The following is an 18,517-nucleotide window of genomic DNA, read 5'->3' as shown; positions in this document are numbered from 1 at the left end:
GCTATTTAAACATTCGCCTTATAGCAAATGGTGATTCTTCATTTCTCTCTAACGTTAGACAAAAAAGAAAAAGGCTTTTCATACATAAAAACCTCATTTACTTTCAGTGTTCGATTTTACCATTCTGACCAACTATCATCTTTTTATACAAGAAAATGCAAAAAAGACTTGACAGCGTTCAGATATATTGGCATTTTTCAATACTAGCACAACCGGACAAGCTAGTCAATCTTTTTAGACTTAAGGATAAAGTATCCTTTCTGTTTCTCTACTATTTCCACGTTACCGAACAGTTCCTCCATCTTGGCTTTCGCTGATGGGGCTCCTTGTTTCTTTTGTATGACGACCCAGAGTTCTCCTTGGTCTACCAAGGATTGTCCAGCTTCCTCAAACATAGAGTGAACGACTTCCTTCCCGGCACGAATGGGAGGATTAGTAAGAACAGCCGCAAAACGATGGTCTTTTACCGCCTGCATCCGATCACTTTCTTGTACGGTTACATTCGTGATGCCGTTTGCCGCCGCGTTTCTTTCCGCCAGATTCAAAGCCCGTTCGTTCACATCCACCATCCATACGTGACGATCCGGATAGTGTTTAGCCAAGGACATACCAATCGGCCCATATCCACAGCCTAAGTCAAGAAAATCTCCTTCTGCTTCCGGCGCACGAAAGGAATCAATCAATACGCGAGAACCGAAATCCACCTCGCCTTTAGAGAAAACGGCGCGGTCTGTTGTGAACGTAAATGTATGGCCCTTCAATTGAAAAGTCCACGATCTTTCTTCACTTGCAGCAGATGTCTTCTTGGAATAGTAATGTTCCGACATAATCCGAACACCTTCTTTTTTGATCTATTAAGAAAAAGAAAGCCCGCCGATAGTCAGCGAGCTTTACTTTAAAAAGATATCTTACTTAAGTTCTACAGTAGCGCCTGCTTCTTCAAGCTGAGATTTCATTTCTTCAGCTTCTTCTTTAGAAACGCCTTCTTTGATTGGGTTTGGAGCACCGTCAACTAGTTCTTTAGCGTCTTTAAGACCAAGACCAGTGATTTCGCGTACTGCTTTAACCACTTTGATTTTAGAGCTTCCTGCAGATTCAAGCACTACGCTGAATTCTGTTTGCTCTTCAGCAGCTTCGCCACCTGCAGCTGGTCCACCAACAGCAACTGGAGCTGCAGCAGATACACCAAATTCTTCTTCAATCGCTTTAACTAGGTCGTTAAGCTCAAGAACAGACATTTCTTTAATCGCTTCGATAATTTGTTCGTTAGACATGAGAAATTTCCTCCTTAGTTTTTATGGTTATAGTTTTAAACGAACGCGAACTTACGCGCTTTCTTCCTCTTTTTGCTCCGCCACTGCTTTTGTAGCATAAGCGAAGTTGCGGATAGGTGCTTGTAGTACGCTTAGGAACATAGATACAAGACCTTCGTAGTTTGGAAGGTTTGCAAGTTCTTGGATTTGCTCAAGAGTTGCAACTTGTCCTTCAACTACGCCACCTTTAATTTCAAGGTTTTCGTGATCTTTAGCGAAGTTGTTAAGAATTTTAGCCGGAGCTACTGCATCTTCTTCATGGAAGGCCAAGGCTGTAGGTCCTTGAAGCACTTCGTCAAGACCAGAAAGCTCTACTTCTGCCGCAGCACGGCGAGTCATTGTGTTTTTGTACACTTTGAACTCTACGCCTGCTTCACGAAGCTGTTTACGAAGTTCTGTAACTTCCGCTACGTCAAGACCGCGGTAATCTACCATTACAGCAGACTTACTGCTACGGAACTTGTCAGCTAATTCAGATACAATTTGCTGCTTTTGCTCGATAACACTGCTCATCGGTTCCACCTCCTATTGACTTATCATCATACCGTCCAAAGGTTTTGTTCATAAAAAAGTACCCCCATGTAGACATGGAGGTACGAATCATAGAGCAGGGCAGTCTGCGCTGCTCTATTTATATTCACACACACCTCGGCAGGAAATTAAGCGGAAGCCGCACCTGCTGTCTACGGTATAACGTATTCATTTATACAACGTCACTAATTGTAACCAATCAGAAACGGAAAGTCAACACTAAATTATATTACTTAGAGAACCCAGTAACATCAACTTTGATCCCAGGACCCATTGTTGATGAAACAGCTGCGTTACGCATGTAAGTTCCTTTAGATGCTTGTGGTTTAGCTTTCACAAGAGTTTCTGTAATCGCTGTGAAGTTCTCAGCCAGTTTCTCTTGATCGAAAGAAGCTTTTCCGATCGGAACATGGATGTTAGCAGCTTTATCAACGCGGTATTCTACTTTACCAGCTTTGATTTCGTTTACTGCTTTCTCAACTTCAAACGTTACTGTACCTGTTTTAGGGTTCGGCATAAGACCTTTTGGCCCTAGTACACGACCAAGCTTACCAACTTCAGCCATCATGTCAGGAGTTGCAACAACAACATCAAAATCGAACCAGCCTTGGTTGATTTTGTTGATGAGGTCCTGCTCACCTACGTAGTCTGCACCTGCAGCTTCTGCTTCTTTCGCTTTATCACCTTTAGCGAAAACAAGCACACGCTGAGATTTACCAGTACCGTGTGGAAGTACCATTGCTCCACGGATCTGCTGGTCTGCTTTCTTAGGGTCAACCCCAAGACGGAAAGCTGCTTCGATTGTTTCATCAAAGTTAGCTTTTGCTGTTTCTTTTACTAGCTTGATGGCTTCCTGCACATCATAAGCTTTTGTACGATCAACAAGCTTTAGAAGCTCTTGTTGCTTTTTCGTTTTCTTAGCCATTTTAAAATTTCCTCCTCGTTGTGGTTTTAACGGATTTTCCTCCCACGAATAAAGGTTGCGAAAGAGACACTAGCTCCATTTCCGCAACCTTTTCCTATCTCCAAATGACGCTGTGGGATTAATCTTCGATTGTGATTCCCATGCTGCGCGCAGTACCTTCGACCATACGCATTGCAGCTTCCACGTCAGCAGCGTTCAAATCAGGCATTTTCGTTTCTGCGATTTCGCGAACTTGATCGCGTTTGACAGAAGCTACTTTGTTACGGTTTGGTTCACCGGAACCTGACTCAATTCCAGCCGCTTTCTTAAGAAGAACAGCAGCAGGTGGAGTTTTAGTAACGAATGTAAAGGAACGGTCCTCATAAACCGAGATTTCTACTGGAATGATCATACCAGCTTGGTCCTGCGTACGAGCGTTGAACTCTTTACAGAAGCCCATGATATTAATACCTGCTTGACCTAGTGCCGGTCCTACTGGTGGCGCTGGGTTAGCTTTTCCTGCAGGGATCTGAAGCTTTACAACATTAATAACTTTTTTAGCCACGAGACACACCTCCTTAAAGTCCGTGATGTGGTAATAGGGTTCTACCCCTCCCACTCCATTGCGTTAAGCAATAGCCCCTCATCTATGGGGCGCATATAGAACATAAAAATTCTAGCATCTTTGTGCCGGATATGCAAGGGGAGGATTGTTTTTTTATAATTTTTCGATCTGAGTGAAGTCCAATTCGACCGGAGTTTCGCGGCCGAACATGTTGACATGGACTTTGACTTTCTGTTTGTCCAAGTCAATATTCTCAATGGTACCAGTGAAGTTTGCGAACGGTCCGTCGGTAACAGTAACACTTTCTTTCACTTCGAAATCAATGTCTGCCTTCGGCTGTTCCTTCATGCCCATACGCTTAAGCACCGTATCCACTTCTTCCGGTAAGAGAGGGGTCGGTTTAGAACCAGAGCCGGTAGATCCGACAAACCCCGTCACGCCGGGAGTGTTACGGACAACGTACCAGGAATCATCCGTCATTACCATCTCTGCTAAAACGTATCCTGGGAAAACTTTCTTTTTGGCAATCTTCTTCTTGCCGTTTTTAATTTCCGCCTCTTCGTCCTCCGGGACAAGAACACGAAAAATCTTATCTTCCATCCCCATAGACTCTACGCGCTTCTCGAGGTTGGTCTTTACTTTGTTCTCATAACCTGAATAGGTGTGAACAACATACCATCTTTTTTCCATTATCGCAGGACAAGTGCTTGCCCTTCCCTCCCTTATGCTTTAGTTAATCGAAATTCTTTCCAACATGAAAAAACCCGCGGAACGGGTTTTTTGTAAGTCTATCTCTATTATAGCATAAAATTAACTCTACTATTCCTTAGCGATGAGTTCAAGCACTTGGGAGATCCCAAGATCTACAATAGCAAAGAACAAAGCTACGAAGACGACGGTGAATAGTACGGTAATCGTGTACCTGGTCAGTTCCTGCCCCTTCGGCCAGCTGACCTTTTTCATCTCACGCGCTACGTTCTTGAAGAACTTAAACATGCTGTAATACCCCCCAAACTTGTGCCGACTGGCTTCCTGATCTACTTCGTCTCCCGGTGCAGGGTGTGGGATCCGCAGTTCTTGCAGAACTTGCGGACCTCCAGACGTTCGGATTGGTTGGAACGATTTGTATATGAACTGTAATTTCGACTTAAACATTGTGTACAGGCTAATATTACTTTCTTACGCACTTCTCTGTCACCTCAAATCATCGAGGTATAATACTAAATTAATGTAGCACTCTTCCCATAGACTGTCAATGTGGGTTCAAAGTGTGATTTCATTGATTTCCAGATACTTTTCGAGCTTCCGCTTCACGCGTTGCAGAGCGTTATCGATCGATTTGACATGACGCCTCAATTCCTCGGAAATCTCTTGATAGGACTGACCGTCCAAATAAAGGGTCAGCACCTGCTTTTCAAGATCGCTGAGAAGTTCGGACATCTTCTCTTCCATATCTGAAAACTTCTCTTTATTGACAATCAATTCCTGGGGATCGATTGCTTTTGAACCTGCGATGACGTCAAGGAGCGTACGGTCTGACTCTTCATCGTAGATAGGCTTGTCCAGCGAAACATAGGAGTTTAAAGGGATGTGTTTCTGTCTAGTGGCGGTTTTAATAGCAGTAATGATTTGACGGGTGACACACAGTTCAGCGAATGCTTTGAAAGACGACAGTTTTCCTTCTCGATAATCACGAATAGCCTTATAAAGGCCGATCATTCCTTCTTGAACAATATCTTCCCGGTCAGCCCCGATTAAGAAATAAGTGCGGGCTTTGGCGCGTACGAAATTCTTATACTTGTTAATCAAATAATCAAGTGCCTGAACCTGTCCCTGATTAATTCGTTCTACGACTGCTTCATCATCAAGCTTACTAAGATCCAACTCATTGGTGCTTTTCTCCGTTTGTAAGATGCTCACACAGGATCCCTCCGACCGTGCTATCTCAATATATAGAAATATTATACAGTAAGCGTTTGAAAAGCGTCAACAAGTTGTCAGAATTATTTATCTCCTCGGCGCCACTTCTCAAACAATTCCCGCACCTCTTTGTTTATCGGAATTTTAGATTGATAGTGAAGCTGATTGTGGGTTTCTACGTCCTTTTCGATCTGGTTCTCAATGTTCTTTACTTCGATGTAAAGCTCTCTCGCAGACTTCCGAAAAGCTCCCTGACCGAAGATGGTCCGCTGCTCTGCATAATCGGATGTAGCCACGTACACCTGTGTCCGCACGTCATTCAATTCACCGGCAAGCTTCTCGATCCGCTCGTCTGCCGTTTCATTCTCCTTAGTGAAAAGGACTTCCACTTTGTAGTTCTGCTGCTTCTTCTCAAGTCCCCGGACATGGTAGGCATCAAAGACGATCATGATACGATCCCCTGTATAGGATTGGTATTCTGCCATCATCTCTATGAGAAGATCCCGTGCTTGCCCGAGATCTTTCTCCTTTAATTTCACCAGTTCCGGCCAGGCCCCGATCATGTTATATCCGTCTACAATTAATACATTCATTGTCACTCACCGACAGGGTGACGCTTCCTGAATACTTCATACATGAGAAGGGAGGCTGCTACTGAGGCATTAAGGGAAGTGACCTGTCCGGCCATAGGGAGACTGACAGTCCAATCACATTTTTCTTTCGTCAATCGACTCATTCCGCGGCCTTCACTTCCAATCACAAGCGCCAGCGGCATCCGGCCATCCAGCTGTCGATAGTCTTCTGTACCTTCCGCATCTGTTCCGACAACCCAGACAAAGCGCTCCTTCAATTCATCTATCGTTCTAGCCAGGTTGGTCACTCTCGCTACAGGAATGTACTCGATCGCTCCTGTAGACGTCTTTGCAACTGTAGCAGTAAGAGCGACGGACCTCCGCTTCGGAATGATGACTCCGTGCGCTCCTGCCGCGTCTGCCGTCCTTAATATCGAACCAAGGTTGTGCGGGTCTTCAATTTCATCGCATATGATGAAAAAAGGCGCTTCTCCCTTTTCTTCCGCTTTAGCGAATAAATCTTCCAAATCACTGTATTCATAAGCAGCCACAGAAGCAATAACACCTTGGTGCGTTCCTTCTACAAGCTGATCCAGTTTCTTCTTCGGAACTTTCTGGATGAGGACCCCCTGTTCCTTAGCCAGCTGCTCTACCTTTTTAAATGCCTGATACTGTAACTGATCCGATACCATGACTTTGTTGATCGAGCGTCCGGATCTTATCGCCTCCTGTACAGCATTCTTGCCTATAATCCATTCTCCGTTCATTCGTCTCCACTCCTTTCTTCCACTTCTCTAATAGCATAGTGCACCAACTCTTCCAGCCTTTGTTTCTGACCGGATAAATATAAAAATCCCAACACCGCTTCAAATGCGGTCGAATAACGATAGGTTTGCACATTGGTACTCTTAGGCACAGAGCCGGATTTCGCATTCCTGCCCCTGCGAAGGACACCCTCTTCTTCTTCCGTCAGTATTTCTGCCTCCTGCCAGGCTCGTACGGACTGAGCCTGGGACACAGCAGAGACAAAACGAACAGCTGCCTTGTGGAGGTGCTGCGGCTGCACTTCCCCTTTATCCAATAGGTACTCTCGGACATACAATTCATAAACAGAATCGCCCATATAAGCGAGGGCGAGACTCTTCATCTGTTTCACGTCGGTGCGTTCCATGTGTCACCCTCGCTTCCAGCGTGTACCTTGGGAAGTGTCCTCCAAGATGATGTTCCTGGCTTTCAGTTCATCACGGATCTGATCGGCACGCTCAAAGTTGCGGTCTTTACGGGCTTGTTTACGCTCTGCGATTAAAGCATCGACCTCTTCATCCAGCAATTCTTCTTTAACCTCAAGGGACAGTCCCAAAACACTTGTCAGTTCTTCAAACGTTTGGATGAACACATTCAAAACATCTTCATGTGTCTGCTTCTCCTGCAGGTAAAGATTCGCAGCCTTGGTCATGTCGAACAAAACAGAAATCGCATTGGCTGTGTTAAAGTCATCGTCCATTTCTTTAATAAACTGCTCTTTAAAGCCTTTTACTTTATCCAGCCACGGCTGTGTATCTTCCTGAAGGCTCACGCTGGTATCTTTACGGTGTTTTAGATTCTCATACGCATTCTTTATCCGCTCAAAACTGCTTTTGGCGCCCTTCAGAAGCTCATTGCTGAAGTTAATTGGATGACGGTATTGGACACTCAACATGAAGAAGCGGATAACCTGTGGATCGTGTTGCTTTACAAGATCATGAGCAAGGATAAAGTTACCGAGAGATTTAGACATCTTCTCATTATCAATGTTGATATATCCATTGTGCATCCAATAACGAGCGAAATCTTCCCCGTTGTGAGCTTCCGACTGTGCGATTTCGTTTTCGTGGTGAGGGAATGTCAAATCCTGACCCCCGGCATGGATATCTATCGTGTCTCCAAGGTATTTCTTCGCCATAGCAGAGCACTCGATGTGCCAGCCCGGGCGTCCTTCTCCCCACGGGCTCTTCCAGGAAATTTCTCCGTCCTTGGCCTGTTTCCATAACGTGAAGTCCAGCGGGTCTTCTTTCTTATCACCAACCTCGATCCGGGCACCGGACTGCAGCTCATTGATTGATTGCTGAGACAATTTCCCATAATTATCGAAGGCACGTGTACGGAAGTAAACATCTCCTCCTGCTTCATAGGCATAACCTTTCTCCACTAACCCTTGGACAAATCCGATGATTTCTTCCATGTTTTCTGTCACGCGGGGGTGATCGACCGCTTCTTTGACGCCAAGGGCTGCAACATCTTCTTTATAAGCCTGGACGAAACGATTGGCAATCTCTGTCACACCTTCGCCCATCTCTTTGGAAGCTTTGATCAATTTATCGTCGACATCTGTGAAGTTCAGTACATAATGGACATCGTAGCCGCGGTATTCGAAATATCTGCGGACGGTATCGAACACGATGGCAGGACGGGCATTCCCAATGTGGATGTAATTATATACGGTCGGGCCGCACACATACATCTTCACCTTTCCTTCTTCCAACGGCTGAAAGACTTCTTTATTCCGAGTCAAGGTATTATATATTTTAATAGTCATGATGCTTCACTCCTTTTGCTTCTTTCAATTCCTTCTGTAGTTCCTCGATCTGCTTTTCCAACTGGTTCAGCCGGTCGTAAACAGGATCCGGCATTTTGTGGTGGTCCAAGTCTTTTTTCTGTACCTTCTTGCCATCCTGTACGACGACGTGTCCCGGAATACCGACGACGGTTGAGTTATTTGGTACATCATGCAGAACGACGGATCCTGCTCCTACTTTAGAGTGTTCCCCGATTGTAATAGAACCAAGCACTTTTGCACCTGTGGCAACAAGAGAATTATCAAGCAGAGTCGGGTGACGCTTTCCCTTCTCTTTTCCTGTACCACCTAGGGTGACCCCTTGGAAGATGGTTACGTTATCCCCGATCTCACATGTCTCTCCGATGACGACTCCCATCCCATGGTCTATAAAAAACCGGCGGCCGATTTTTGCTCCCGGGTGGATTTCAATCCCTGTAAAAAAACGGCTGAACTGAGAGATCAGACGTGCGAGAAAAAAGAATTTCCTCTTATGACAAGCATGGGCCACCCGATGTGCCCAAATAGCATGCAGACCGGAATACGTAAGAATAACTTCCAGATACGAACGAGCAGCAGGGTCCTGATCGAACACTACATCGACATCTTCCTTGAACATTTTAAAAAGCCCCATACTTGCTTCCCTCCTTTTTCTTGCGCAGAGGCGGAGAATAAAAAAAAACGTCTCTGTGCCTTGGGCACAGAGACGCTTCCCGCGTGGTTCCACTCTGCTTGGGGAAAATAATTTCCCCCACTTCATCCTCGATAACGGAAGGGAACCGCTCCGGCCTACTTTTTTTCAACCGGAGACTCCGAGGTGCATTTCCAGGGTGCCGCCCAAAATCACTTCCAGCCTAGGTGATTCTCTCTGGGTAAGCAGACAGCCCTTTACTTCTCCTCATCAACGTTTCGTATAGGTAACTCTACTATATGATAATATCTTCTGCTTGTGAATAAATTAAGCCTGCAATTTATTTAGTACATCATCAAGACGTACTGTGACAGTCTCTAAACCGAGCAGGTGGATCGCGTTAGGAAGCTCGGGGCCGTGAGTTTGACCTGTAGTTGCCACGCGAACAGGCATAAACAGTTTCTTGCCTTTATGGCCGGTCTCTTTCTGAACGGCTTTGATTTGAGCTTTGATGTTATCCGGAGTGAACTCGTCCAATTGCTGAAGGTTCTTCTTGAATGTTTCCAATACCTCCGGAACTTGTTCGCCTTCCAGTACTTCCATCGCAGCTTCGTCATATTGAATTTCCTGCTTGAAGAACAGATCCGTCAATTCCACAATTTCAGCACCGTAGTTCAGCTGCTCGTGGTATAGGGAAATAAGCTCACGTGCCCATTCCTGCTGCTCTTCTGTCATCGTTTCCGGGAAACGTCCTGCTTCAACCAAATGAGGAAGAGAAAGTTCAACGACCTTATCCAGATCCGAAGCTTTAATATACTGGTTATTCATCCACTTCAGCTTAGCTGGATCAAAAACAGCCGGGGACGTAGTCAGACGTTCCGCGTCAAAGATTTCAATCAGCTGCTCTTGTGTGAAGATCTCTTCTTCACCGACAGGGGACCAACCAAGAAGCGTGATGAAGTTGAACAGCGCTTCCGGCAGATAGCCAAGATTCTTATACTGCTCGATGAACTGGAGAATATGCTGATCCCGCTTACTCAGTTTCTTACGCTCTTCGTTAAGGATAAGCGTCATGTGTCCGAACTTCGGCGGCTCCCATCCAAACGCTTCATATACCATCATCTGCTTAGGTGTGTTGGAGATGTGCTCTTCCCCGCGCAGTACATGAGTAATCTTCATTAGATAGTCATCAATCGCTACAGCGAAATTATACGTAGGGATACCGTTCTTCTTCACGATAACCCAATCACCGAAATCACTGGAATCGAACGTAATGTCGCCGCGTACGATATCGTTGAACGTGTAGGAATGGTTTTCAGGTACGCGGATACGAATACTTGGTTCGCGTCCTTCGGCTTCAAATTCTGCTATTTGCTCAGCCGTTAAATTACGGTGTGCTCCAGAATATTTCGGGGCTTCTCCACGCGCCATCTGCGCTTCTCGTTCCTGCTCAAGCTCTTCCGCAGTCATATAGCACTTATAAGCAAGGTCGCGCTCCAGAAGCTCATCAATATACTTCTGGTAAATATCCAGACGCTCCATTTGACGGTAAGGACCATACTCTCCGCCCTTATCCGGGCTCTCATCCCAATCCAAGCCCAACCATTTTAAATAGTTAAGCTGACTTTCTTCTCCACCTTCTACGTTTCGCTTCTCGTCTGTATCTTCAATACGGATGACAACTTTACCACCCGCATTTCTTGCGTATAAATAATTAAACAAGGCTGTCCTCGCATTACCGATGTGAAGAAAACCTGTAGGGCTCGGCGCATAACGCACACGTACTTCATTTGACATAATTGTTCTCCTTTCTTACTTCCGCTCTATTTCCTTGACTTATTTTATCATTTTTCGACTAATCTTGCCGAATTTCTTGCAATAAAACAACAGCTTGGGCGGCAATTCCTTCTTCCCGTCCTGTAAAACCAAGCTTCTCTGTCGTTGTCGCTTTCACATTAATCTTAACCTTATCCGTTTCGAGAAGAGACGCAATATTACTTCGGATCTCCTCGATATATGGAGCCATTTTAGGAGATTGCGCAATGACCGTGCAGTCCATATTACCGAGCTCGTAGCCCCGATCTCTGCAAATATTCCAGACATGCTGCAACAATTTACCGGAATCAGCATCCTTAAATTCAGGATCCGTATCGGGAAAATGCTTGCCGATATCTCCTTCTCCAATCGCACCTAAGCAAGCATCTGCAATCGTATGAAGAAGAACATCTGCGTCGGAATGCCCGAGCAGACCTTTCTCATGGGGAATGTCGATCCCTCCGATTATACAAGGACGGCCTTCCGTCAGTTGGTGAACATCGTACCCTTGACCGATTCGAAACATAGCAGGTTCATCTGCCTTTCTTTGTAATTGTTTTTGGATGTAAGACTCCGCTTTATGTAAGTCTTCCGGTGTCGTCAGCTTGAAATTATCGTAACTTCCCTGGACAATTACAACATCCCGCCCTGTCTCCTCTACCAAAGAAGCATCGTCTGTTCCGTAGTATCCACGTTCCTTTGCTTGGTCATGCGCGTCTTTAATCCACTCATAGGAAAATGCCTGAGGCGTCTGTGCCGCCCACAAGTATTTTCGATCAAGTGTAGTCAAACCGTTATCACGCTTTTGCTTAATAGTATCTGTCACAGGAACAGCCAACAAAGCCGCCTGCTCTACACGTACCGTCTCTGCCAGTTCATGCAGATTCGTTTCAGAAACAAATGGACGCGCCCCATCATGAATGAAAACAGGAATAGATGGATTGCGGACGGCTTTCAGACCTTCGTACACACTGTCCTGCCTTTCCGCTCCCCCATTAACCATGGTCATTTCTTTTTCCACAGGGTGCTCTGCAAACATCTTCTCCATTTCTGAGCGCTCACGTTCATTTGTCACCAAAATAATCTCTTCACACCATGCATCCTGCTCAAAAACAGAAATAGTGTGACGGATCAGCGGTTTGGAGCCTATCGTGAGGAACTGTTTGTTTCGTCCGGCAAGCATCCGCTTCCCTTGACCGGCGGCAAGTATAATAGCTGTATAGTTCGTCATAACATCCACCCTACATTAAATTAAACTCGGATCACTTACTTCCTTATAAAACAACAAAAGCGATAACACACTGGTTATCACTTTTGTCTTACTTATTTGTTTATACCGTTTTTAAAGTGCTTTTTCAAGTGATTTCGGCTTCGCAAAAATCATTCGTCCGGCAGAAGTCTGCAGCACACTTGTGACAACGACTTCAATAGTTTTCCCGATATACTCTTTTCCTTCTTCTACAACAATCATAGTGCCATCATCTAAGTAGGCGACACCTTGATTCTGTTCTTTTCCGTCTTTAATCACTTGAATGGACATCTCTTCTCCAGGAAGAACGACAGGTTTAACAGCGTTAGCTAAATCATTAATATTCAACACTTGAACATTTTGAAACTCACACACTTTGTTCAAGTTGAAATCATTCGTAACGACGATTCCATTCATGACTTTTGCCAGCTTAACAAGCTTGCTGTCCACCTCTTGAATCTCTTCGAAATCTCCTTCATAAATCTCAACATTTACAGGTAGATCCTTCTGAAGTCGATTCAGGATATCAAGACCTCTGCGACCTCTGTTTCTCTTTAATCCATCCGAAGAATCAGCTATATGCTGCAATTCTTCCAGAACGAATTGAGGAATAACAATCGTACCTTCCAAAAAATGAGTTTCGCAAATGTCTGCGATCCGGCCGTCAATAATGACACTGGTATCGAGAATTTTATCTTTCGGTATTAACGAGGCATCCACTTCCGCCTTGTTTGCTTCGTCCGACGAATCCGTAGCGCCCTGCTTGTCTTTCTTCGACAACAAATTCAAAAACTCGTCTTTACGCTTGAATCCTACCTGGAAACCTAAATAACCAAGAAGGATCGTCAGGAAGATAGGAACGACCTGACTTACTACTTGAATCTGGATATCCTGTACAAATACATTAATCAGATAAGCAACAATCAGCCCGATGATCAGACCCAGGCTGCCAAAAAGCAGATCAGCCACAGGCGCCCGTACGAGTGAATCTTCCACCCATCTGATAAAGTCGACAATATAATCCACGACCCAAAAAGTAATTAAAAATAAAATAAGTGCTCCTAGTACGGCCCCTAAAACAGACTGAATCAGAGTAGGCCAAGTAAGACCTGTCAATTTAAACAAATCCGGAAGATAGAGGTAACCGATTGTTCCACCAGTTATAACTATAAATAACTGCACGATACGCTTAAGCACTTTCCTTCACCCCCTCAATCACAGTATGACCAAACCTTACAACCATTAACCCTTTTATCAAGGAATGATGGTACTTAACTTAGCACAACTTCCAATATAAGTCAATTTGCAAATGTATAATCATACCATAAATTAGATAAATAAGTCAATTTTCTTAAATATGTCGGTCTACGAACAATTGTTCCTGTATGCGGTCCAGACCATCCCGGATCTTCATAGCTCTTACTTCTCCTACGCCATCCACTTCCACCAGTTGTTTAGGTGAAGCCTGTATGAGATCTTCTAAAATACCGAACTTCTCGACAAGATGATCGATGATAAGGGATGGGAGGCGTGGAATTCGATGAAGAATCCGGTAACCACGTGGATGAATGGCATCAGACATTTTCGTGTTTGTCGAATAGCCAAGCAGCTTAAGCACTTGTTCATCCGACAATAACTCTGTGTTCGTCGTTTCCTGCATCTTCTTCAAAATATAATAAGGTTCGTAATCCGGACGCTTGCTGTAATCCCTGAGCAGCAGCGCTGCCTCTTCCTCAATATTGGAAACTAATTCGGTCAGCTGCAGTTGGATTAAACGGCCCTCTGTTCCTAATTCATTCACATAATTCAAAATCTCCGTCTTTGTACGCAGGACCATCTCCACTCTTGATACGACTTGAACGACCTCAGAAAAGGAGACCATATTCTCAAACTCCAACGCACCCAGGTTTGTCGTGCTCTGGTCAAGGACATTCTTATACTTCTCAAGCGTTTGGATTGCCTGGTTCGCCTTTGTTAAAATGACGCCGATTTCTTTTAAGGAATAGCGGTGGGACCCTTTATACAGGGTGATAACATTACGCCGCTGGGAAATGGCGATAACGAGCGCTCCTGTCTGCTTTGCCACCCGCTCCGCAGTGCGGTGGCGCATTCCCGTTTCAGTCGATACAATATCAGGGTCAGGCATCAACTGAGCGTTCGCGTACAATATTTTTGTACCCTCATCATTCAGAATGAGCGCACCATCCATTTTGGCGAGTTCATAGAGGTGAGCCGGTGTAAAGTCGGATTGAATATGGAATCCACCATCTACAAGATCCCTTATTCTCTCTCCATACCCTAAAACGATAAGCCCTCCGGTATTTGCGCGAAGGACGTTGTCTATTCCGTCCCGGAGCGGTGTCCCCGGTGCCACAAGCTTGAGAATTTCTCCTATACCGTTTTCTTTCATCTCATGCCATTCCATTTAGGATTCCCCCAATGTAACCTTCATTGCTTCCTGTACTGTACTTACCCCGATGACTTCAATTTGTGAAGGTGGAGTCCATCCGTCCATATTTTTCTTAGGTATGATGGCCCGTTTGAAACCGAGTTTAGCCGCTTCCTGTACGCGCTGTTCAATACGGGAAACCCGCCGTATTTCTCCTGTCAATCCGACTTCTCCAACAACGACATCGTCACCGTTTGAGACTTTGTTGCGAAAGCTCGATGCGATACTTAACGCAACAGCTAAGTCGATTGCAGGCTCATCCAGCTTCACACCACCCGCCACCTTTACGTACGCATCCTGATTCTGCAGCAACAGTCCTGCTCGTTTCTCGAGCACAGCCATGAGCAGAGGGACTCTGTTCGTGTCAAGACCGGTTGCCATCCTTCTGGGGTTTCCGTAGGCTGTCGGGGATATGAGCGCCTGAATCTCTACCAGCACCGGCCTTGTCCCCTCCATTGAAGCTACAACAATAGAGCCTGCCGCTCCCTGAGAACGTTCTTCAAGGAAAATCTCCGACGGATTAAGTACTTCTTCCAGCCCTTTCTCCTTCATCTCGAAGATACCCATTTCATGTGTACTTCCGAAGCGGTTTTTAACACTGCGGAGAATACGGAAAGTGTGGTGCCGCTCTCCCTCAAAATAAAGAACTGCATCCACCATATGTTCCAGTAAACGAGGGCCGGCAATGGACCCTTCTTTAGTAACATGTCCAACAATGAAAATCGGAATACCTTTCGTTTTCGCAATTCGCATCAAGTGACTGGTACATTCTCTCACCTGCGCCACACTACCAGGGGCAGAGGTTATATCTTCCTTGAAAATCGTCTGAATGGAATCGATCACTACAAATTTAGGTTCAATCTGATCTATTTGATTCAGTACATCTTGCAGGTTCGTCTCGGGCAGGACATACAGTTCATCCGACATGACCCCAAGGCGTTCGGCCCTGAGTTTAGTCTGCCTGGAGGATTCTTCTCCTGATATATATAAAACCGGAAAATCTTTCTTTGCAATCTGAGCAGATACTTGAAGCAGTAAGGTTGACTTCCCGATACCCGGATCCCCGCCGATTAAAACTAATGATCCGGCCACGATCCCGCCGCCGAGCACTCTGTTGAACTCCGGCATGCTTGTCGGGAGGCGTGGTTCCTTCTGTGATTTTATCTGTGTGATTCTTTCTGGCTTCGTCATTGCGGAAGTGGAACTTGTCTGAAATACGTGCCGAGAGTTTCCTGCCGGAGCAGACGTCTCTTCCACCAACGTATTCCACTGATTACACCCCGGACATTTCCCCATCCATTTCGGTGTTTCATAACCACATTCCTGGCAAACGAACTTTGTTTTTCTTTTTGCCAAGATGATCTCTCCTATCCTTCATTTTATACGAAAAAACATGTGAATAAGTTTCACATCCATATCATTTATATTAAATATCGCTTACTGAAATCATACCTAAATAAGAAAAAAATCGGAAGGCAAACACCTTCCGATTCTTTTACCGGATGAAATCTTGTTAATTTGTGGATTCTTGTTGTGTATGCACCACATAATTCTTGTTTTCATCCAGATCAATTTTAACTTTTTGACCTTTAGCGATATTCTCTTTAAGCAATTCCTCTGATAGAAGATCTTCGACATTCTTCTGTATAGCACGGCGCAATGGACGTGCCCCATATTCGGGGTCGAATCCGGAATCTGCGATGTGCTGGATAGCTGCATCCGAGAGTGTGAAGTCGATCTCCTGCTCCTGCAGACGTTTACGCAATTCTTCTGCCATAAGAACGACAATATCCTTCATGTGCTTCTTCTCAAGGGAGTGGAAAACAATTGTTTCGTCAATACGGTTTAGGAATTCAGGACGGAACGCTTTCTTCAAAGCATCTGTCACTTTGGACTTCATGTCTTTATAATCCTGATCCGCTTCACCCATAGAGAAGCCGACGTATTTGTTTTGTTTTAATTCGGAAGCACCCACGTTGGATGTCATGATCAACACGGTATTTCGGAAATCAACAAGACGTCCTTTAGAGTCTGTCAGACGGCCGTCCTCCAATACTTGCAGCAGGATATTGAAGACTTCCGGGTGCGCCTTCTCAATTTCATCAAGAAGTACAACAGAATATGGTTTGTTCCTTACCTTCTCCGTCAACTGACCGCCTTCATCGTATCCTACATATCCCGGAGGAGAACCTACAAGACGGGACGTGCTGTGTTTCTCCATGTACTCCGACATATCGATTCGAATCATGGCATCCTCTTCACCGAACATGCTCTCTGCCAGCGCGCGAGCAAGCTCTGTTTTACCTACACCGGTAGGTCCAAGGAATATGAAGGAACCAATCGGGCGTTTCGGATCCTTCAACCCTGCTCGGGCACGACGGATCGCTTTGGAAATAGCTTTGACCGCTTCTTCCTGACCGATTACTCGGTTATGAAGCGTTTCTTCCAGGTTAAGAAGACGCTCACTTTCATCCTTCGTCATTTTGGAAACTGGAACACCGGTCCAAGTGGATACGACAGAAGCAATATCTTCTACCGTTACCTCTGAATCCTCCTGGCCTTGTTTTTCTTTCCACTCATCCTTCGTCTCCTCCAGCTCATCTCTCAAACGCTGTTCGCTATCACGAAGGGATGCTGCTTTTTCAAACTCCTGACTTTGGACAGCCGCATCTTTCTCTTTCCGGACTTCCTCAAGCTTCTGTTCCAGCTCTTTAAGATTTGGCGGCGCTGTATAGGAGCGCAGGCGCACCTTGGAAGCTGCCTCATCGATTAAATCAATCGCTTTATCCGGAAGGAAGCGGTCCGTGATATACCGGTCGGAGAAACGGACAGCTGATTCAATAGAATCATCCGTAATGGTCACACGGTGGTGAGCTTCATAACGGTCACGCAGACCTTTCAAAATTTGAATGGACTCATCAAGCGTCGGTTCATCCACCTTAATCGGTTGGAATCTACGCTCAAGTGCTGCATCTTTTTCAATATATTTACGGTACTCATCAAGGGTTGTCGCACCGATACACTGCAGTTCACCCCGGGCAAGAGAAGGCTTCAGAATATTGGATGCATCAATGGCTCCTTCTGCTCCTCCGGCACCGATCAATGTATGGAGTTCATCGATGAATAGAATGATGTTACCCGCCTGGCGGATTTCTTCCATCACTTTTTTCAAGCGATCTTCAAACTCCCCGCGGTATTTCGTTCCCGCGACGACTGTACCCATATCCAACGTCATGACTCGCTTATCACGCAGAATTTCAGGTACTTCGTTGTTCATAATCTGCTGAGCCAAGCCCTCTGCGATGGCCGTCTTACCAACACCAGGTTCACCTACAAGCACCGGGTTGTTCTTTGTACGGCGGCTCAAGACTTGAATGACCCTTTCAATCTCTTTGCTTCGGCCGATTACAGGATCAATATTTCCTTCTTTAGCTATGGCCGTCAAATCACGGGCCAGGGAGTCAAGGGTTGGTGTATTCGCATTCGTCGCCTGTCCTCCAGAAGCGCCTCCACGACGATTTTGACCGCCTGTAGACTCATTGTTCCCAAGCAGCTGCAATACTTGCTGACGGGCTTTATTAAGGCTTACACCAAGGTTGTTAAGAACGCGGGCCGCTACCCCTTCTCCTTCTCGGATTAAACCAAGGAGAATGTGCTCTGTCCCTACATATGAATGTCCCAGCTTACGAGCTTCATCCATAGACAATTCTATGACCTTCTTAGCTCTTGGAGTATAGTGGATCGTTTGGGATACCTTTTCCCCTTTACCGATCAGTTTCTCCACTTCCTGTTGGATTTTGGAGGATTCAAGGCCGAGAGCTGTCAGAGCTTTCGCAGCAATTCCCTCCCCTTCACTCACTAAACCAAGCAGGATGTGTTCCGTCCCGATATTATTATGACCTAAGCGTACTGCTTCCTCTTGTGCCAGTGCCAAAACTTTTTGTGCTCTTTCTGTAAATCGCCCAAACATCATGG

At 45.4% G+C, this 18,517-nt stretch carries 20 protein-coding genes and 2 other annotated features; all 20 genes read right to left on the bottom strand.

Annotated features, from left to right (window positions below; genetic code table 11):
- Positions 1-221: 221 nt before the first annotated feature.
- Positions 222-827, bottom strand: a complete 606-nt coding sequence (locus tag M662_RS00875) for a class I SAM-dependent methyltransferase (protein ID WP_026577047.1) — start codon at positions 825-827, stop codon at positions 222-224.
- Between the two features lie 81 nt (positions 828-908).
- Positions 909-1,274 (bottom strand): 50S ribosomal protein L7/L12, encoded by a 366-nt coding sequence (rplL, locus tag M662_RS00870; RefSeq protein WP_008635891.1) that lies wholly within the window; start codon positions 1,272-1,274, stop codon positions 909-911.
- 51 nt (positions 1,275-1,325) lie between these two features.
- On the bottom strand, positions 1,326-1,826 hold the full coding sequence (gene rplJ, locus M662_RS00865) for a 50S ribosomal protein L10 (protein ID WP_026577048.1): 501 nt from the start codon (positions 1,824-1,826) through the stop codon (positions 1,326-1,328).
- 43 nt (positions 1,827-1,869) lie between these two features.
- Positions 1,870-2,020: a sequence feature (ribosomal protein L10 leader region), on the bottom strand.
- A 53-nt stretch (positions 2,021-2,073) separates the two neighbouring features.
- Positions 2,074-2,769 carry a 50S ribosomal protein L1 gene (gene rplA / locus M662_RS00860; RefSeq protein ID WP_008635887.1) on the bottom strand — a complete coding sequence of 232 codons (696 nt, stop codon included), beginning with the start codon at positions 2,767-2,769 and terminating at the stop codon, positions 2,074-2,076.
- 118 nt (positions 2,770-2,887) lie between these two features.
- Positions 2,888-3,313 carry a 50S ribosomal protein L11 gene (rplK, locus tag M662_RS00855; protein WP_008635884.1) on the bottom strand — a complete coding sequence of 142 codons (426 nt, stop codon included), beginning with the start codon at positions 3,311-3,313 and terminating at the stop codon, positions 2,888-2,890.
- A gap of 153 nt (positions 3,314-3,466) precedes the next feature.
- Positions 3,467-4,003 (bottom strand): transcription termination/antitermination protein NusG, encoded by a 537-nt coding sequence (gene nusG, locus M662_RS00850; RefSeq protein ID WP_008635882.1) that lies wholly within the window; start codon positions 4,001-4,003, stop codon positions 3,467-3,469.
- Between the two features lie 129 nt (positions 4,004-4,132).
- Complete coding sequence (gene secE, locus M662_RS00845; protein ID WP_008635880.1) at positions 4,133-4,309, bottom strand: preprotein translocase subunit SecE; 177 nt, start codon at positions 4,307-4,309, stop codon at positions 4,133-4,135.
- 41 nt (positions 4,310-4,350) lie between these two features.
- On the bottom strand, positions 4,351-4,500 hold the full coding sequence (gene rpmG / locus M662_RS00840) for a 50S ribosomal protein L33 (protein ID WP_008635878.1): 150 nt from the start codon (positions 4,498-4,500) through the stop codon (positions 4,351-4,353).
- 76 nt (positions 4,501-4,576) lie between these two features.
- Positions 4,577-5,233 carry an RNA polymerase sporulation sigma factor SigH gene (sigH, locus tag M662_RS00835; RefSeq protein WP_008635876.1) on the bottom strand — a complete coding sequence of 219 codons (657 nt, stop codon included), beginning with the start codon at positions 5,231-5,233 and terminating at the stop codon, positions 4,577-4,579.
- Positions 5,234-5,316: 83 nt separating this feature from the next.
- Positions 5,317-5,826 carry an NYN domain-containing protein gene (locus tag M662_RS00830; protein ID WP_008635874.1) on the bottom strand — a complete coding sequence of 170 codons (510 nt, stop codon included), beginning with the start codon at positions 5,824-5,826 and terminating at the stop codon, positions 5,317-5,319.
- Positions 5,827-5,828: 2 nt separating this feature from the next.
- Complete coding sequence (rlmB, locus tag M662_RS00825) at positions 5,829-6,572, bottom strand: 23S rRNA (guanosine(2251)-2'-O)-methyltransferase RlmB (protein WP_008635872.1); 744 nt, start codon at positions 6,570-6,572, stop codon at positions 5,829-5,831.
- Positions 6,569-6,976, bottom strand: a complete 408-nt coding sequence (locus tag M662_RS00820) for a Mini-ribonuclease 3 (protein ID WP_008635861.1) — start codon at positions 6,974-6,976, stop codon at positions 6,569-6,571. The genes rlmB and M662_RS00820 overlap by 4 nt, the downstream gene beginning before the upstream one ends.
- A gap of 3 nt (positions 6,977-6,979) precedes the next feature.
- Positions 6,980-8,380 (bottom strand): cysteine--tRNA ligase, encoded by a 1,401-nt coding sequence (cysS, locus tag M662_RS00815; RefSeq protein ID WP_008635859.1) that lies wholly within the window; start codon positions 8,378-8,380, stop codon positions 6,980-6,982.
- Positions 8,370-9,032: a serine O-acetyltransferase gene (gene cysE / locus M662_RS00810; RefSeq protein ID WP_008635858.1), complete on the bottom strand. Its 663-nt coding sequence runs from the start codon at positions 9,030-9,032 to the stop codon at positions 8,370-8,372. Before cysE ends, cysS begins: the two co-directional genes overlap by 11 nt.
- A gap of 65 nt (positions 9,033-9,097) precedes the next feature.
- Positions 9,098-9,312 (bottom strand) — a binding site (T-box leader).
- 44 nt (positions 9,313-9,356) lie between these two features.
- Positions 9,357-10,826, bottom strand: coding sequence for a glutamate--tRNA ligase (gene gltX / locus M662_RS00805; protein WP_008635857.1), 1,470 nt, complete (start codon positions 10,824-10,826; stop codon positions 9,357-9,359).
- A 58-nt stretch (positions 10,827-10,884) separates the two neighbouring features.
- Entirely contained in the window at positions 10,885-12,027 is a 1,143-nt protein-coding gene (gene ispF / locus M662_RS00800) for a 2-C-methyl-D-erythritol 2,4-cyclodiphosphate synthase (protein WP_235601451.1), read from the bottom strand.
- 159 nt (positions 12,028-12,186) lie between these two features.
- On the bottom strand, positions 12,187-13,290 hold the full coding sequence (locus M662_RS00795) for a PIN/TRAM domain-containing protein (RefSeq protein ID WP_008635855.1): 1,104 nt from the start codon (positions 13,288-13,290) through the stop codon (positions 12,187-12,189).
- Positions 13,291-13,444: 154 nt separating this feature from the next.
- Positions 13,445-14,518 (bottom strand): DNA integrity scanning diadenylate cyclase DisA, encoded by a 1,074-nt coding sequence (gene disA / locus M662_RS00790; protein WP_008635854.1) that lies wholly within the window; start codon positions 14,516-14,518, stop codon positions 13,445-13,447.
- Positions 14,519-15,898 (bottom strand): DNA repair protein RadA, encoded by a 1,380-nt coding sequence (gene radA, locus M662_RS00785; RefSeq protein WP_008635853.1) that lies wholly within the window; start codon positions 15,896-15,898, stop codon positions 14,519-14,521.
- 157 nt (positions 15,899-16,055) lie between these two features.
- Positions 16,056-18,515 carry an ATP-dependent protease ATP-binding subunit ClpC gene (clpC, locus tag M662_RS00780; RefSeq protein ID WP_008635846.1) on the bottom strand — a complete coding sequence of 820 codons (2,460 nt, stop codon included), beginning with the start codon at positions 18,513-18,515 and terminating at the stop codon, positions 16,056-16,058.
- Positions 18,516-18,517 lie beyond the last annotated feature (2 nt).

Origin of the sequence: Bacillus sp. SB49, from assembly GCF_000469135.2 — a bacterium.
Classification (GTDB): Bacteria; Bacillota; Bacilli; order Bacillales; family Halobacillaceae; genus Halobacillus.
The sequence above is the reverse complement of the archived record's forward strand: the minus strand, read 5'-3'. Positions and strand labels throughout refer to the sequence as shown.

What these genes read in the sequence shown, in the direction of transcription:
- M662_RS00875 (WP_026577047.1), bottom strand. Translation starts at nt 827, where the DNA reads ATGTCGGAACATTACTATTCCAAGAAGACATCTGCTGCAAGTGAAGAA.
- rplL (WP_008635891.1), bottom strand. Translation starts at nt 1,274, where the DNA reads ATGTCTAACGAACAAATTATCGAAGCGATTAAAGAAATGTCTGTTCTT.
- rplJ (WP_026577048.1), bottom strand. Translation starts at nt 1,826, where the DNA reads ATGAGCAGTGTTATCGAGCAAAAGCAGCAAATTGTATCTGAATTAGCT.
- rplA (WP_008635887.1), bottom strand. Translation starts at nt 2,769, where the DNA reads ATGGCTAAGAAAACGAAAAAGCAACAAGAGCTTCTAAAGCTTGTTGAT.
- nusG (WP_008635882.1), bottom strand. Translation starts at nt 4,003, where the DNA reads ATGGAAAAAAGATGGTATGTTGTTCACACCTATTCAGGTTATGAGAAC.
- secE (WP_008635880.1), bottom strand. Translation starts at nt 4,309, where the DNA reads ATGTTTAAGTTCTTCAAGAACGTAGCGCGTGAGATGAAAAAGGTCAGC.
- M662_RS00830 (WP_008635874.1), bottom strand. Translation starts at nt 5,826, where the DNA reads ATGAATGTATTAATTGTAGACGGATATAACATGATCGGGGCCTGGCCG.
- rlmB (WP_008635872.1), bottom strand. Translation starts at nt 6,572, where the DNA reads ATGAACGGAGAATGGATTATAGGCAAGAATGCTGTACAGGAGGCGATA.
- M662_RS00820 (WP_008635861.1), bottom strand. Translation starts at nt 6,976, where the DNA reads ATGGAACGCACCGACGTGAAACAGATGAAGAGTCTCGCCCTCGCTTAT.
- cysS (WP_008635859.1), bottom strand. Translation starts at nt 8,380, where the DNA reads ATGACTATTAAAATATATAATACCTTGACTCGGAATAAAGAAGTCTTT.
- cysE (WP_008635858.1), bottom strand. Translation starts at nt 9,032, where the DNA reads ATGGGGCTTTTTAAAATGTTCAAGGAAGATGTCGATGTAGTGTTCGAT.
- gltX (WP_008635857.1), bottom strand. Translation starts at nt 10,826, where the DNA reads ATGTCAAATGAAGTACGTGTGCGTTATGCGCCGAGCCCTACAGGTTTT.
- ispF (WP_235601451.1), bottom strand. Translation starts at nt 12,027, where the DNA reads ATGCTTGCCGGACGAAACAAACAGTTCCTCACGATAGGCTCCAAACCG.
- disA (WP_008635854.1), bottom strand. Translation starts at nt 14,518, where the DNA reads ATGGAATGGCATGAGATGAAAGAAAACGGTATAGGAGAAATTCTCAAG.
- clpC (WP_008635846.1), bottom strand. Translation starts at nt 18,515, where the DNA reads ATGATGTTTGGGCGATTTACAGAAAGAGCACAAAAAGTTTTGGCACTG.